This window comes from Bradyrhizobium sp. (assembly GCF_035309285.1).
Lineage (GTDB): Bacteria > Pseudomonadota > Alphaproteobacteria > Rhizobiales > Xanthobacteraceae > Bradyrhizobium.
Genome location: NZ_DATGFH010000004.1, coordinates 37,678 through 52,329, shown reverse-complemented (window position 1 = coordinate 52,329; position 14,652 = coordinate 37,678). Strand labels below are relative to the sequence as shown.

At 62.0% G+C, this 14,652-nt stretch carries 13 protein-coding genes and 1 pseudogene; 6 read left to right on the top strand and 8 right to left on the bottom strand.

What is annotated here, in order from left to right; genetic code table 11:
* Positions 1-54 precede the first annotated feature (54 nt).
* From VKR55_RS01310 to VKR55_RS01295, 4 genes are all read left to right on the top strand, one after another.
* Positions 55-1,707 carry a L,D-transpeptidase family protein gene (locus VKR55_RS01310; RefSeq protein WP_324398983.1) on the top strand — a complete coding sequence of 551 codons (1,653 nt, stop codon included), beginning with the start codon at positions 55-57 and terminating at the stop codon, positions 1,705-1,707.
* Between the two features lie 327 nt (positions 1,708-2,034).
* The gene (locus VKR55_RS01305) at positions 2,035-2,202 is read left to right on the top strand and encodes a hypothetical protein (protein WP_324398982.1); all 168 of its coding nucleotides are present in this window, start codon (positions 2,035-2,037) and stop codon (positions 2,200-2,202) included.
* A 310-nt stretch (positions 2,203-2,512) separates the two neighbouring features.
* A complete protein-coding gene (locus VKR55_RS01300; RefSeq protein WP_324398981.1) occupies positions 2,513-3,487 on the top strand; it encodes a polysaccharide deacetylase family protein in 975 nt (324 codons plus the stop codon).
* A 69-nt stretch (positions 3,488-3,556) separates the two neighbouring features.
* Positions 3,557-4,069, top strand: a complete 513-nt coding sequence (locus tag VKR55_RS01295) for a dihydrofolate reductase (protein ID WP_324399051.1) — start codon at positions 3,557-3,559, stop codon at positions 4,067-4,069.
* Positions 4,070-4,078: 9 nt separating this feature from the next.
* On the opposite strand, the gene VKR55_RS01290 is transcribed toward VKR55_RS01295, so the two are convergent.
* Together VKR55_RS01290 and VKR55_RS01285 are read right to left on the bottom strand one after the other, a co-directional pair.
* On the bottom strand, positions 4,079-4,531 hold the full coding sequence (locus tag VKR55_RS01290; RefSeq protein WP_324398980.1) for a DoxX family membrane protein: 453 nt from the start codon (positions 4,529-4,531) through the stop codon (positions 4,079-4,081).
* Positions 4,532-4,651: 120 nt separating this feature from the next.
* Entirely contained in the window at positions 4,652-6,958 is a 2,307-nt protein-coding gene (locus VKR55_RS01285; protein ID WP_324398979.1) for an NADP-dependent malic enzyme, read from the bottom strand.
* Positions 6,959-7,392: 434 nt separating this feature from the next.
* On the opposite strand from VKR55_RS01285, the gene VKR55_RS01280 reads away from it, so the two are divergent.
* Entirely contained in the window at positions 7,393-8,340 is a 948-nt protein-coding gene (locus tag VKR55_RS01280) for a fumarylacetoacetate hydrolase family protein (protein WP_324398978.1), read from the top strand.
* Here the strand turns inward: VKR55_RS01280 and VKR55_RS01275 are convergent.
* The 6 genes and pseudogenes from VKR55_RS01275 to VKR55_RS01250 form a co-directional block, all read right to left on the bottom strand.
* Positions 8,306-8,569 (bottom strand): SDR family NAD(P)-dependent oxidoreductase, encoded by a 264-nt coding sequence (locus VKR55_RS01275; protein ID WP_324398977.1) that lies wholly within the window; start codon positions 8,567-8,569, stop codon positions 8,306-8,308. The two genes, VKR55_RS01280 and VKR55_RS01275, sit on opposite strands and share 35 nt — an antisense overlap.
* Positions 8,570-8,728: 159 nt before the next feature.
* Positions 8,729-9,523: an adenylate/guanylate cyclase domain-containing protein gene (locus VKR55_RS01270; RefSeq protein ID WP_324398976.1), complete on the bottom strand. Its 795-nt coding sequence runs from the start codon at positions 9,521-9,523 to the stop codon at positions 8,729-8,731.
* A gap of 161 nt (positions 9,524-9,684) precedes the next feature.
* On the bottom strand, positions 9,685-10,713 hold the full coding sequence (locus VKR55_RS01265; protein WP_324399050.1) for a TAXI family TRAP transporter solute-binding subunit: 1,029 nt from the start codon (positions 10,711-10,713) through the stop codon (positions 9,685-9,687).
* Between the two features lie 309 nt (positions 10,714-11,022).
* Positions 11,023-11,457, bottom strand: a complete 435-nt coding sequence (locus tag VKR55_RS01260) for a DsrE family protein (RefSeq protein ID WP_324399049.1) — start codon at positions 11,455-11,457, stop codon at positions 11,023-11,025.
* Between the two features lie 288 nt (positions 11,458-11,745).
* Positions 11,746-11,901, bottom strand: a pseudogene (locus tag VKR55_RS01255) (hypothetical protein); the annotation flags it as partial.
* A gap of 806 nt (positions 11,902-12,707) precedes the next feature.
* The gene (locus tag VKR55_RS01250; protein ID WP_324398975.1) at positions 12,708-13,067 is read right to left on the bottom strand and encodes a helix-turn-helix domain-containing protein; all 360 of its coding nucleotides are present in this window, start codon (positions 13,065-13,067) and stop codon (positions 12,708-12,710) included.
* Positions 13,068-13,203: 136 nt separating this feature from the next.
* On the opposite strand from VKR55_RS01250, the gene VKR55_RS01245 reads away from it, so the two are divergent.
* Positions 13,204-14,316 carry a hypothetical protein gene (locus tag VKR55_RS01245; RefSeq protein ID WP_324398974.1) on the top strand — a complete coding sequence of 371 codons (1,113 nt, stop codon included), beginning with the start codon at positions 13,204-13,206 and terminating at the stop codon, positions 14,314-14,316.
* Positions 14,317-14,652: the final 336 nt, after the last annotated feature.

Sequence of the window (14,652 nt, the reverse complement as noted above, 5' to 3'; positions counted from 1 at the left end):
AGAGGCGCTACGCTGGTTAACGCGGCTTGCGTCTGCGAAACTGAAGAAAACCGAATGACCAAGGATTCCAAGATGAATCGCGCGAATGCGCTTCGCCGTTCCGTGGCACCCGGAGCGCTCCTGCGTGTCATTGCCCTTGGCGGGTTTGGCGCCTTTGCCTTCAGCCTGCCAGCCGATGCGGCGAGCTACTATTGGCAATCCGAGCCCGGTTACTACAACCCACAATACCTGCCCCCACCGCCGCCGCGACGGCAACAGCACACGCGCAAGGTGCCGTCCAAAAAGGCAGTCCAGGTCAAGGACACGACTGTCCATCCGCAGATGCCGTTGATCATCAACGTCTCGATCGCCAAGCAGCGTGTGCGAGTCTACGACGCCAACGGCTTTTTCGCTGAAGCACCCGTCTCGACCGGCATGCCCGGCCACCCGACCCCGATGGGCGTATTCAGCGTCATCCAGAAGGACCGCTACCACCATTCCACCATCTACAGCGGCGCGCCGATGCCGTTCATGCAGCGCATCACCTGGGGCGGCGTTGCGCTGCATGCCGGCTATCTTCCGGGCTACCCGGCCTCGCATGGCTGCATCCGCATGCCGGAAGCCTTTGCGATCAAGATGTGGGGCTGGACCAAGATGGGCGCGCGGGTGATCGTCAGCCCGGGCGAGCTGACGCCGGCAAGCTTCGAGCATTCACTGCTGCCGACGATGAAGGTCGCGCCGCCACCGCCCGTTGCCGAGCAGCCCGACACGAACGAGCCGGTCGCCGCGAAAGCTGACAAGGGCGCGCCCGAGGCGAAACCGATCGAGGCGAAGCTCGAACTGCGCTCGACGGTTGGCCACAGCGACAGCGTCAAACCGGACCAAACGCCGTTGCGCGACGAGACCCACACCGCAGAGGCCAACGAGAGCCATTTGAATACGCCGACGATGTCGGATGCACCCTCCGCGAGCAGCGAGCCTGCGGACGAGGCCGCGCCGGCGAAGATAGACCAGCCGGCTGAGACCACCAAGGCCGACGCTCCCAACGCGGACGCTGCGAAGGCGGACACGCCGAAGGCCGATACTCCGAAACCTGATGCGGCGAAGGTGGACACAGCCAAGATGGACGCGGCCCGGCCGGACACCGCAAAGCCGGCCGAGCCCGCGAAAGCGGCGAACGATGCGGCTCCGCCCGCGGCGAACGCGAAGAAAGACGAGAGCCGTGTTGCCGATACCGACAAGCCGCCGAAGCCCGATGCCAGGCGCCGTGAAGGCCAACTCGCTGTCTTCATCAGCCGCAAGGATTCAAAGCTGTATGTCCGGCAGAACTTTGCGCCGCTGTTCGACGTACCGGTGACGATCGCACCGAGCGATCGTCCGCTCGGAACGCATGTCTTCACCGCCGTCGTCGACAAGAACGACCCTAATCTGCTGCATTGGACGGTGGTCACCGTGCCGATGTCCGCGCGTGCCGCGATGCGCGAAAGCGACGAGCCCCGCCGTCTGCGCTGGAAAAGGGGCAAGTCTGCACCGGCCAAGGTCGAGACCAAGCCCGTCCCGCTGCCGGACAGCCCGGCGGAAGCGCTAGACCGCATCACGATTCCCCCTGACGTGATGCCCCGCATTTCCGCGGCGATGACCTCCGGCGCCTCGATTGTCGTCTCCGACCAAGGCATCAACCAGGGCGAAACCGGCGAATACACCGATTTCATTATCCGCTATTGGTAAGGAGCAGCAGGCGCGGAGCTGGCAAGACACGTGACCTCTATCGTCTTGACGCAGCGGGTCGGCTTGAAGCCGACCTAAGTCCGAACCTCTGCCCCAGCCGCTTTGCTGCCCGACGCGCCGCGAGCTTTGCAGGGCTCCCGCGATCGATCTTTCGCGCATCGCGCTGCTCGCGACGCTCGCCTTCGCGCTTTCGGGCGGGCTCGCCATGCATTCGTGGATCCTGCGCAGCGAACTGGTCGGTGAGCTGCCCGTCATCGCACTCATGATTCTGATCGCGATCTCCCAACGCGCACTTGGCGATACGGCGTCTACCAGATCGCGCTCTTCGTGCTCGACATCGCTTACAACACCGGCAGTGTGATCGCGGTCGTCAATCCACTGGAGAAGATGCTGACCTTCGCCGACGTCAGCACGTCGCACGCCGCCAGCGGCTCCAATCCTTTCGCCGTGCTGTTGTTGTTGTTCGACGGGCTCGCATCGGTGTTCGCGCGCTAAGAGTTCGTGCCGCACTCCTCGGCGCGGCCGACCGTGTTCCTGACCTGGTTGAGTCTGCCCGGCATCGTGCACGTCTGGCGGCGCGGTCAGCGGCAGGCCGCGCTGCAGGCGCTCGTTCAGCGGCCAGGAACCCGGAGGCGTTGCCAGGTTCCCGTAATTAACCGGATCACCAACATATTCAGCCCTTTTGTTGAAGGCGTCGTTGCCTTGGCTTGGCGGGTCCGGCTAGGCTAGTATGAGTGGGGGAACGATTTGCTCGGACGATGGCGGCAGCGCCGCATGCGAGCGACAGAAATCTGGGAAAACTGAAATGCGTGTTGCAGCAGGATTGATGGTTGCCGTTGCGCTATGTGTGCCTTCTCTTGCCTGGTCGCAGGCTGCGGCCCAGAAAGCGGCGCCTGCCGCTGCGGCACCCGCGCCGGCTGCTGCAGCTCCCGCGGCAGCGGCAGCACCGGCTCCCGCTGCGGCGGCCCAGCCGCGCCAGCCCGCCCGCGCCGCCTGCACCAATCCGAATGCGCTCGGCGTCGGCCGTACCGTCGAGGTCGACACCACCGGCGGCCCCGGCTTCGGCTTCGAGCATTTCAAGGAGCTGGATTTCCTCAAGGACCACGAAGTGGTGCTGACCTTCGACGACGGCCCGTGGACCGAGAACACGCCGGCGGTGTTGAAAGCGCTGGCGGATGAATGCACCACCGGCATCTTCTTCGAGATCGGCAAGCACGCCACCTACTATCCTGAAATCAGCAAGCAGGTTTACGCCGCGGGCCACACGATCGGCACCCACACCTGGTCGCATGCCGACCTCAGCAACAAGAAGCTGAGTGAGGATCAGCGCAAGGAAGAGATCGAGAAAGGCATCAGCGCGGTGAAGTGGGCGCTCGGCGGCATCTCGCCGGCACCTTTCTTCCGCTTCCCCGACTTGCGCCACCCGCCGGAGATGGTCACCTATCTCGGCCAGCGCAACATCGCGATCTTCTCCTGCGACCTCGACTCCTTCGACTTCAAGGCGCGCAACGCCAAGCAGGTCGAGGATGTCATCTTCAAGAAGCTCAACAAGCAGGGCAAGGGCATCATCCTGATGCACGACTTCCACAAGCACACGGCGGAAGCCTTGCCCGAGATTCTGCGTCGCCTGAAGGCCGAGGGCTACAAGGTGGTGGCCATGCGGCCGAAGGCGCCGGTGCAGTCGCTGCCGGAATATGATGAAGCCATTCTGAAGGACAACAAGCTGCAGACGGTGAGCCAGCGCCCGGTGTCAAGCGTGATCACCGACGTGACGCAGTAAGCGGCGTTCGGCCTGCCCGGCGTGGCGGGATTTTGCATTGAAGGCTATGTCATCGTGTCGGCCGACGGCATGCTGGCCGATGCCGATCACGTGATGCCGGATGAATTGAAGTTCGAGGGCGACAAGCGGTTCTTCACCGCCGCCCTCGATCGCGCCGACCTGATCGTGCACGGCCGGCATTCCGGCGAAGACCAGCCCAATTCGCCGAAACGCAGACGATTGATTCTGACCCGACGCATTGCCGCGCTCGCCACTGATCCCGAAAATCCCAACGCCACCTTGTGGAATCCGGCCGCGGCCTCTTTCGCCGAGGCGGCCGACTTCGCCGGCGTCAGCCACGGCACGATCGCGATCATTGGCGGGCCTGTCGTGTTCGACATGTTCATGGACCGCTACGACACGTTCTGGCTGTCGCTCGCACCGCGCGTGCGGCTTCCCGGCGGCGAAGGCTGCTTCCCCGGTGTGCCAGAACGCACCCCGCAGCAAATTCTTGCGACCCACGGCCTGAAAGCCGGCGAGGGCCGGACGCTGGATGCCGCACACGAGGTCAGCGTCACGGCCTGGCGGCGTGCCTCAAGCTAGCCCGCGCGCCTACACATCCCCATACGCGGCTTCCGCGATTCTCGGTCCCCTGCCGTAACCCACCAGCATGAACAGCGCGCCGATCAGCGAGAGGTTTTTCAACGCATCCACCAGCGTCTTGCCATTGTCCGGCGGCGTCTGGTTCCAGAAGTCGTGGAAGTAGTAGGTCACGAGCCCGACGTAGATGATCAAGAGGATCGCGAAGAACCGCACGCCGAAGTTGAGCGCGATCATCAGCCCCGCGATGATCTGAAAGACCCCCGATATGATCGCCATCAGTTGCGGCAGTTGCATGCCTGTCAGTGTCTCGAGTTGCGAAGTATACGGCGCAATCACAGCGGGAATCATAACCTTGCCGGCAATGGCGTCGGCGGTCGCATGGATGTCGAATAGCTGGGTCGCCCCCGAATAGATGAACAAGGCGGCGAACAGGACTCGCCCGAAAATGATGAACGCTGGCATCGTCGGCCTCCCCGAACCGTTTTGGGCAAAGTCGCTAGAAGCGCACCGATTATGGAGCCTCCGCCCCGGCTTTTCAAACGCTCAATCACACCGCACTTGCGAACCGACATCGACGTTGCCTCAGGTGAACAGGCTCGGCTGCTGCCGGGTGGCGCGCTCCTGGGCTTCGACGGCCGCGACCGCCGTCATGTTGAGGACGCCGCGCGCCGTCACCGACGGGGTGAGGATATGCGCCGGCCGCGACGGACCGATCAGGATCGGCCCGACCGGAACGGCGTCCGCCAGCACCTTGATCACCTGGTAGGCGACATTGGCGGCATCGAGGCTCGGCATGATCATGATGTTGGCGACGCCTTCGAGGTCGGAATGCGGCAGGACCAGCTTTCGCGTGGCTTCCGACAGTGCGGTATCGCCCTGCATTTCGCCGTCGGCTTCGAGCTCCGGATGGTGCTGCTTGAACAGCGTGGCGGCGCGGCGCATCTTGCGCGAGGAGTCGGTGTCGTAGCTGCCGAAATCCGAATGTGACAGGAACGCGATCCTGGGCTTCAGATTGAAGCGCTGCACGTGCCTGGCGGCGAGCGCCGCCACCTCGCACAGCTCGTCCGCACTCGGATTGGATCGCACCTCCGTGTCGGCGATGAAATAGGCGCCCTTGCTGGTGATCAATAGGCCCAGCGCCGCGAAATCGCTGACCTCCGGCGAATGGCCGATGATCTCGCGGACATGGCGCAGATGGCTCATGTAGCGGCCCTCGACGCCGCAGATCATGGCGTCCGCCTCCCCGCGGATCACGGCCAGCGCGGCGATCACGGTGTTGTTGGTGCGCACCACCGTGCGCGCGGCATCCGGGGTGACGCCACGGCGGCCGGCGACGTCGATATAGGACTGCACGTACGAGCGGTAGCGCGGGTCGTCCTCGGGATTGACGAGGTCGAAATCCCGAGCCGGCTTGATGCTGAGCCCGAGGCGCCTGATCCGCGTCTCCACCACCGAGGGGCGGCCGACCAGGATCGGCTTCGCAAGCTTCTCCTCCAGCACCTGCTGCGTCGCGCGCAGCACGCGCTCGTCCTCGCCCTCGGCGTAGATCACGCGTACCGGCTGGGTCTTCGCCTTGGCAAAGACCGGCTTCATGACGAGCCCCGAGCGGAAGGCAAAGCGCTCGAGCAGCGCGGTGTATTCGTCGAAATTCCTGATCGGCCGGGTCGCGACGCCGGAGTCCATCGCGGCTTTCGCCACCGCCGGCGCAATGCGCTGGATCAGGCGCGGATCGAACGGACTTGGGATCAACGAGCCGGGCCCAAACCCCTGCGTTTCGGCGCTGTCGAAACCGCGCGCCACCACATCCGACGGCGGATCGCGCGCAAGCTGCGCGATCGCTTCGACCGCGGCGTGCTTCATGTCCTCGTTGATCGCGGTCGCGCCGACATCGAGCGCGCCGCGGAAGATGAAGGGGAAGCACAGGACGTTGTTGACCTGGTTCGGGAAGTCCGAGCGGCCGGTGCAGATCATGGCGTCGGGCCGCGCCGCGCGCGCCTCGTCCGGCATGATTTCCGGGTCGGGATTGGCGAGCGCCATCACCAGCGGCTTGGCGGCCATCTGCCTGACCATGTCCTGGGTCAGCACCCGCGGCGCCGAAAGACCGAGGAAGATATCGGCCCCGCCGATGACGTCGGCAAGCTTGCGCTTGTCGGTCTTTTGCGCATAGGCGCCCTTCCAGCGGTCCATCAGTGCAGGCCGCCCCTCATAGACCAGGCCCTCGATGTCGCAGACCCAGATGTTCTCGCGCTTGGCGCCAAGCGAAACCAGGAGATTGAGACAGGCGATCGCCGCGGCGCCAGCGCCGGAGCACACGATCTTCACCTCGGAGAGCGTCTTGCCGTTCAAGCGCAAGGCGTTGGTGATCGCGGCGGCCACGATGATCGCCGTGCCATGCTGGTCGTCATGGAACACCGGGATCTTCATGCGCTCCTTCAGGTGCGCCTCGATCTCGAAGCATTCCGGTCCCTTGATGTCCTCGAGATTGATGCCGCCGAAGGTCGGCTCCAGCGCCGCCACCGTCTCGACCACACGTTCGATGGTGTCGGCCTTGATCTCGATGTCGAACACGTCGATGCCGGCGAATTTCTTGAACAGCACCGCCTTGCCTTCCATGACAGGCTTCGAGGCGAGCGGGCCGATATTGCCGAGGCCGAGCACAGCCGTGCCGTTGGAGACGACCGCAACCAGATTGGCGCGGGCCGTGAGCGAGGCGGCTTCGGCAGGATTGCCAGCGATCTCGGTGCAGGCCGCGGCTACGCCAGGGGAATAGGCGAGCGCCAGGTCGCGCTGGTTGGCGAGTGGCTTGGTGGCCTGGATTTCCAGCTTTCCGGGCCTCGGCTGCCGATGGTAGGCGAGTGCCGCGTTATGCAGATCGTCGGAATAGGACATTCATTTCCCCCGGCCCCGATTGTTCCAGAGGGGCGGCTTAGTTCTGAGGCAAATTGGGCCGGATGTGAAGCATGCCCAAGTGCCCTCGCGCAACCTCTGAAACAGCTCAAATTAACCGCCCCGCCGTCATTCCGGGGCGCGCCTTTTGGCGCGAGCCCGGAATCCATACTGGTGGTTATGGATTCCGGGCTCACCGCTGAGCCTGTCATCGGGCCGCGCTTCGCGCCGACCCGCTGGCGGCGCCCCGGAATGACGACGGAGATTGGAGGCACGCAGAACTGCGCCCTCGGAAATCAGACATCTCAGCGTTCAAGGCGGTCTTTGCGCCGCGCGGAAGCGGTATAAGCTCATCACCGGAGGCGTTGGCGCGGCGATCGACTGCGCGATCGGACTGAATTGGGCGCAAGCTCGGCATAAGCGGTGAGGAATGCACGATGAAGTTGGTCCATTTCGATGATTTCAAGCTCGGCGTGTTGAAGGGCGATGCCGTGGTCGATGTCAGTGCCGAGGTCAAGGACATCCCGCATAACGGCCCGGGCGATTTGATGAACGGGCTGATCGAACGCTGGGACAGCTACAAGTCGCGGCTTGAGGCGGCGGTCACGCGCGGCACCGGGGTGCCGGTCTCTAGCGTCCGCATCCGCCCGCCGGTGCCGAGCCCACGCACGATCGACTGCATGGCGGTCAACTACATGGAAGACGGCACGCGCAGCGCGCCGGCGCCGATCAACGCCTTCCACAAATCGCCGAGCGCGATCATCGGACACGGCGACACGATGGTGCTGCCCGACGTGCCGGCCACGATCTTCGAGGGCGAGGCCGAGATAGCCGTTGTCATCGGCAGGACGTGCAGCCATGTCGGCGAAGCCGAGGCGATGAGCTACATTTTCGGCTACATGAACTTCATCGACGGTTCAGCGCGCGGCTTGCCGCCGCCAGGCAACGTGTTCTTCCAGATGAAGAGCCGTGACACATTTGCGCCGATCGGCCCCTATCTCGTCACCGCCGACGAGATCGACGATCCGCAGAAGCTACAAATCAGGCTGTGGAACAACGGCGTGTTGATGCAGAATTTCAATACCGACGATATGGGCCACAAGATCGCCACATGCATCGCCTGGCTTTCGACCATCCATACGCTGCACCCCGGCGACATCGTCGCCACCGGCACCAACCACCGAGGCCTCAACCCGTTCATGGATGGCGACACGATCGAGCTCGAAACCGAAGGGCTCGGCCGGTTGAGGTTCGGCGTGAAGGACGATCTGAAGCGCAGCTGGGCGCGCAAGACCCGCCTCCAGATGCATGAAGAGGCCAAGCAGAAGACCCCGGGCGCCTACCCGGACATCACTCCGCAACTTGCGGGCAAATACGCGAAGTAGCTGCTGCTTCCGACCTTACTTCCCTCCCCTGCCAGTCCGTAGGCGGATCGTGATCCGCCGTCCTCATCGCAAAATGGCGGATTACGCCTTCGGCTCCAATCCGCCCTACGCGACTGCGAGCGTACATGACAGCGACATGCGCGCCTTCCTGCGCGAGCGCGTGACAGATGCGCTGCCCCAGCCCGCCATTGCCGCCCGTCACCAGCGCAACCGCGCCCTTCAGGTCCATTCGCTTCTCTCCTAATAATACGAGTATCGCGGCGCCTCCCTGGGTGAGGCTGAGCCCTGCCTGCCTGTTGCGCGAGCCATAACGCCCCCAACAGTGTGCCAGGATTGTGTTGAACCTCGATCGGCATCGCAAGACTGGTGTCCACCCTCGGAGCCCACCCTAATGCTCAACCCGGTACAGGCGCCATCGCTCCGGAACGCCTTTGAGCTGGTGAACGCCGCGATCCTTGAAGCGGACTCCGGACTGCGACATCAGATCCTTGACCGCGCTCGAGACCAGGACTTCGCCGGCACGCGCTTTCGCGGCGACGCGCGCGCCAATGTGAAACGCGAGACCGACCACCTCCGCCCCGCTCACCGTGTATTCGCCCGCGTGCAGCCCGACCCTGATCTCCAGCCCCAGCGTGCGCACGGCCGCGAGGATCGCGGTCGCGCAACGGACCCCGGCAGCCGGCGCGCCGAACGTCGCCAGCAGTCCGTCCCCCGTCGTCACGACTTCCTTTCCGCGCAACGCCTTCAGCTCTCTGCGGACGGCGGCGTAATAGTGACCCATCACCTGGGTCCAACGCGAATCGCCGAGCCGCGCGGCTTTTTCGGTGGAGCGGACGATATCGACAAAGAGGATCGTGGCGAGCGCTTGCTTGAGCTCGGCGCCACCATTGGCGGTTCGGCGCCGGTTCGCGATATTTCCGGTCAGCGGTTCATAGCGATGGTTGCGTCGCCGCGCGATGGCGGCCTTTGCATAGTCCCTGGCATGCTGCACCGTGCCGCAACGAATTGTCTTGTCCCGCGGGGGAAGCGTCCAGTAGACCTTTCGCCCATCTCCGACGCCGTGGACCTCCACGGCGCCCCACTTCAGGAAAACCGTCGAGCCAACCCGTCGAACGCACCATGCCTTCGACGTGTATCCGGAAACGTTCGACTGATGGACGCCAATGCGAAGGAATTTTGGCATGAACGTGCGGCTGATCGAAGGACCGTGGGGGCCTACCTGGGGTCAAGCGTAATCATACATGCCCGCGTTGGCAAAGGACGCGGAAAACCGTGACGCCTCGCGTCGGGTCCGCCACTGTCCTGCAATTCGACCTGAAGCCGTCGCGGCCTTGGCCTGCGACGTCATTTCGGCGGGTGGCGCCTGCTCCAGTCCTGGAATTCCCGATACAACTTCTCCTTCTCGGCATCGGATGCCGGCGCCGTCCCTTGCGAAGCCAGGAAGGCCGCGAAGCGCTGTTGTTGTAGCGAGTTGTCGGCCGTGCCCGGAGCCGTGCCGCTGGCATCCTTCTCCTTCAAACGTTCAATCACCGTGTCCGCGTATGGATACCGCTGCCAGCCGGGAACCTTCGCCTGGAGGGCAATGTCCTTCCAGGCGGGGTGGAATGGCGGCTTCTTCAAACGTCCAAGGTTGGTGAACAGCGAATCGACAAAGCGGTTAACCCTTTCGGCACGGTCCGTGCCCGGCTTCCAATTATAGACGGCCAGAACCGACGGAACGGCGATGGTGTCGATCGAGCTGCCCGGAGGCAGGAAGGTCGGGTAGTCTTCCGCCTTGATGGTGGAAGGAAGGTAGTAATCGGAGAATTCTTTTGTGTAAGGCACCGGCACGAAGTGGAATCCGGGATCCGGCTTCATCTTGCTGAACAGCTCACTCGGCTTTGCCGCAACGTACACCATCGCGGCGACCTCGCCCTTGTGCAATTTTTCAAGAGCGACCGGCCCGCCAACCGGCACCGGTTGGATATCGATGCCAAGCCGTCTGAAGATCAGCGGGCCTGTGAGCGCGGCGGCAACGCCGGCACTGCCGACCGCGACTTTCTGGCCTTTCAGGTCCTGGAGGGTTTTGAATTCGTCGCGCGCGTAGATATGGATATCGGAAATGAAGAACCGCAGAAGGTAGCGAATTCGATCGTTGATGTTGGAGAGTCCGGCCTGCTTCGAATAGAAATCAAATGCATCCGCGTAGGTTATCGCGATATCCACCCCCCTCAGGTAGAGCAGGTCCGCGATGTTGGTGGTGGTGCCACGGGTGACCATGGGGATCAGGCGCATGTTATCGCCGTCGTCCATCGTCCGCGCCATTTCGCTTGCAAACCGCACGAAGCCACCGTCCGGCAAGCCGGCCGCAAGGCCGACCGTCCATTGGTTCATCCGCAACCTGATGGATGCTTCGTCCGTCGGTCCTTGCGAACGGGCCTGTGCAAATGCGGGGCTGCTCGACACCAAAACGGTGAGGAAGCAAGCCGTCAGCGCCAACAGCGCGATACCGAACAGACTTCTACGCACGATCACTAATCCCCGCTGCCCCAACGGCCCGCAAGAGGCGTCCAGCGAGCCAGCCAGGCGATGTCTGCGTTCTCAAGCCGAGGTTGCACTTCGCTGCATGTCAAACAAGGCGAATGTAGGACGGCGGCACGACGGATTGACCAGACGACGGTGTTTCTTGTCGTTCCACGCAGGTTACGGTTTCAGATAGCTCCAGCCGCTTTCCTGCAGTTCCATCAATCTGATGGCGCCTGACGGCACAAGGCTCGCCTCGGGCACGATGGTGATCGGGTGCCCCTCGCGCTTCTCCATGCCCCGCTTGGTGACGTTGCAAGCCGAGAATTTGATCCGCGAGGGGAAACTGAGCGCGGAAATCTGCTTGAGCCGGTCTTTCACGGGAGAGGTGTCTTCGCGAAACATGTTGAGACCGGGACCGTAAGCAACGATCTCGATCTCCACGTCCTCGCGCTTTGCCTTGAACTGGTCCATGATGTTGGTGGCGTTGTTCAAGGCAAGATTCATGACGGCAGGATCGTCCTGATCCACCTGAATCGCCACGCGGTGAACTTTGGTGTCGCCGGCGAAGCCGGGAGAGAATGTCGCGGCAAAGATTGCGCAGACCGCCATCATCCTGAAAACAACACGCATGACATAAACTCCATAAGGAATGAATCTCGTAGCCCTGCCCTGGCAGCGCTCAGCCTAGCGTGCCCGGCAACGACCTTGCGGTGCCGGGATCGAGCGTCGCAAAGGATGATCTTTCAATCGTGGCAATACTATTGCGTCATTGCTGCAAGAATCGAACATCCGCGCCTTTCGGCACCAGACTTGTCGATGCGTTGGTGGCTTTCATCGTCAAGAGCGGTGCACTCAACCTCGCGCCAAGGCGATTACGGATTGCACTGCGATGCCAAATCCCTACCCCTTGTCCGGCAAATTGAGCCTGATATGCAGCTCGCGCAACTGCTTCGGCGTGATTTCGCTCGGCGCCCCCATGAGCAGGTCGACGGCCTGCTGGTTCATCGGGAACAGCGAGATCTCGCGCAGCTTGGTGGTGCCGCAGAGAAGCATCACGGAGGAAGCGTCCAGTAAACCTTTCGCCCATCTCCGACGCCATGGACCTCGACGGCGCCCCGTGTGGGCCTACCTGGGGATAAAGCGTAATCATACATTCGCCGCGTGCAAAGGACTCCCAATCGAAAATTTACCGATGACGACGAAGATTGAAGGCAAGTATCCGCGATCCCGCGACGCGTTCGCGCCCGAGTGCTGCTGTCAGCGTGGCCCTCGACAATCGGGAGGGCGCAGGGAGCACCGGATGCGCGAGCGCACCCGCGGCAAGTATGCAAAGGAAAACGCCGCAGGCCGCCAGGCAGCCCGGCACTTCCCTGCGCAATGGTTTACGGCTTATACGCGATCTCCCCGGGGTGCCGGGCTTGTTAGCCCCCGTCCCCCCGGGCTCTCGGCGTGTCGGGCCGAAGGCCGACATCGCCATCCCGGGGGTTGATGCCAGCGTCGGGGCATCAGGACCACGCGATTTCGCCGTCCGTCTCAGATGCCGCTCGTCGTGCGGCACCCAAGCGCGTCCATCGCATCCCGCCCCACGTTCGTGACGACGCGTACGCCCCTCTCATCGAGGCGGGACAGGTGGAGAGAACCATGCTTTTCTGAAAAACGAAAGGGCTATATTTTTCTCGGAAGGGCTTGACATGACTTCTGATAACACGAAGACGTGATTTGCCCGTCGTGTCGATTTTGCAACAGCGCTTGCGGGATCCCGGTAAGCTTGATCCACGGGCATCAGGATCACGCGAATTCGCCGCCCGCGTCCGCCGCGTTCCGGTGGATCGAACAAAAGGCGGGAAAGGCAAAATCTCTGCTTAAAGAATCGCCCCGATGCCCTTGCGACGGATCACGTTGAGCAGCACCAGAGCCGGGCCGCTTGGGTGTTTGTCGCCGCGTTCAAGCTGTGACACGTAGCCCGCCGTCACGTTGAGGTAGCGGGCGAAAACCGCTTGGCTAAGGTTCGCCTCCTCGCGGATCGCCTTTATATCAGCACCGGTGATTTGCGCGGTCGCAGCGGCGGGGATGTCCGACGCTCCGAGATGCCGCATCGTGATCTTATCGCGGGCCGCCATTGTCAGCAGACCGCTCTTGTGCATGTCATGCGCCGTTTCCAGCAGCTCCTTTGTGAGCCGACTGGTCTTTGCCTTCTTTTTGCTTTCGTTGCCATCGTGCACCTCGATTAAAGTTCCGTCGCTCAGCGCTTGGTCGATTTTAGCGCATGAAATCTCTCTGACGAAATCTCGTTACACGCCAACCGGCATTCTGTAAGAATGCAGTACTCGAAGAATATCTGAAGAATTGAGAGCCTGTATGGAAATGCCTTCAGAACCTAAGCTCCTTCCTCCACACGGTCGGATCGCTTGCAATCGTTGCTTCGGTGCCCGCGACGTGGAGTGGGGGCGAACTACGCATGAGTTGGGCGATCATTGGAGCATCGCTAACAATCCGATGTCGTGGGGCAGTCGCTTACCGACGATCCTTGTTCTTGGCTTTTCAAAGGGCGGAAATCAGAACGACCAGATTTTGAGTACACCTCACGACGAGGTCGCCTTTAAAGGAGGACGAACCAACCTTTCCACCATCCTGGAAACGCTTGGATTGAAGGCCAAATACTGGTCTATCGACGAGCTTATTTCTTGCCGAAATGGCAAGTTTGCGTTCGGCTCGCTTGTGCGCTGTTCAGTGAAGAAGCGGGATGGCAACAAATGGCTCATGTCCGGAAAGGACATCATGTCGTCGTGTCTTCGGGATCAGAACATGGGGGCCGTAATTGACAATTGTGTTTCTGAGTTCATCGAAGAGCTTCCGGCTAGCGTTCGGCTCGTTGTCATGCTCGGCAATGATCTGAGATACGTTGAAGGTTGCTACTCGGCCATCCGCAAGGTGCGTCCGAATCTCGAAAAGATAAATGCGGTCGCGTACGCTGATGAACAGGTTACATTCGTACACACTGTTCACTTTAAAGCCCAGGGAGCACTAGTCCCAAATTGGGCAACCAGCACTCCCGGCAGATCAAAGAGGCCGGAGACGGACCAACCGCGCAAGCGAGAACTCGCTCAAGAGGCAATCACTAGAGCGATACTGCAGCCGCTCACATGGAAAAATGAGAACGGCAAACTTTATCACAGCACGAGTTCGGAAAATCGGGAGAGCATTCAAAAACATGGATTGCTTTTGAACCCTGACTGCGGAGAAGCAATACCAAGCATCACTGGAGGATTCTTCTTCTCCAGCAAGCAGCCCCTTCCCACAGAGCACATTGATGTGTGGGAGGTGAACGCGGCAGGACTGCGTCTTCAAATGGACGATACCGACATGCCGCTCGAACCAGACGATACTTGGTGGGTTCTCTATGGGCACTCTCTCATTGAACCCTGGCGGCTCAAACTCGTATCTAACTCCGACACCCAAGATCCGATTTAGGTCCGTAGCCCGTAGGGCGGATCGTGATCCGCTGTCATGGTCGCAAGGATGGCGGATTACGCCGTCGGCTCCAATCCGCCCTGTGCGCTTCAAGGTGGTCTGCGCACGAGCCGGAGTGCTTATTGGCAGACCGTCGCACAACGAATAGCTGATCTCCTGACAGCTCTCTCACCACGACGGGGGAATGGGTGGTGACGGGGAAAACGCAAGTTGGCGCGCGACCGCTAGGCGACTTCGGTGCTCAGCCCGTAGGGCGGATCGTGATCCGCCGCCTTGGTCGCAAAGATGGCGGATTACGCCGTCGGCTTCAATCCGCCCTACGCGCTGTCACCGCAA

Coding starts and splice junctions, on each gene's coding strand:
- VKR55_RS01310 (WP_324398983.1), top strand. CDS start 55: ATGACCAAGGATTCCAAGATGAATCGCGCGAATGCGCTTCGCCGTTCC.
- VKR55_RS01300 (WP_324398981.1), top strand. CDS start 2,513: ATGCGTGTTGCAGCAGGATTGATGGTTGCCGTTGCGCTATGTGTGCCT.
- VKR55_RS01295 (WP_324399051.1), top strand. CDS start 3,557: ATGCTGGCCGATGCCGATCACGTGATGCCGGATGAATTGAAGTTCGAG.
- VKR55_RS01290 (WP_324398980.1), bottom strand. CDS start 4,531: ATGCCAGCGTTCATCATTTTCGGGCGAGTCCTGTTCGCCGCCTTGTTC.
- VKR55_RS01285 (WP_324398979.1), bottom strand. CDS start 6,958: ATGTCCTATTCCGACGATCTGCATAACGCGGCACTCGCCTACCATCGG.
- VKR55_RS01280 (WP_324398978.1), top strand. CDS start 7,393: ATGAAGTTGGTCCATTTCGATGATTTCAAGCTCGGCGTGTTGAAGGGC.
- VKR55_RS01275 (WP_324398977.1), bottom strand. CDS start 8,569: ATGGACCTGAAGGGCGCGGTTGCGCTGGTGACGGGCGGCAATGGCGGG.
- VKR55_RS01270 (WP_324398976.1), bottom strand. CDS start 9,523: ATGCCAAAATTCCTTCGCATTGGCGTCCATCAGTCGAACGTTTCCGGA.
- VKR55_RS01265 (WP_324399050.1), bottom strand. CDS start 10,713: ATGAACCAATGGACGGTCGGCCTTGCGGCCGGCTTGCCGGACGGTGGC.
- VKR55_RS01260 (WP_324399049.1), bottom strand. CDS start 11,457: ATGATGGCGGTCTGCGCAATCTTTGCCGCGACATTCTCTCCCGGCTTC.
- VKR55_RS01245 (WP_324398974.1), top strand. CDS start 13,204: ATGGAAATGCCTTCAGAACCTAAGCTCCTTCCTCCACACGGTCGGATC.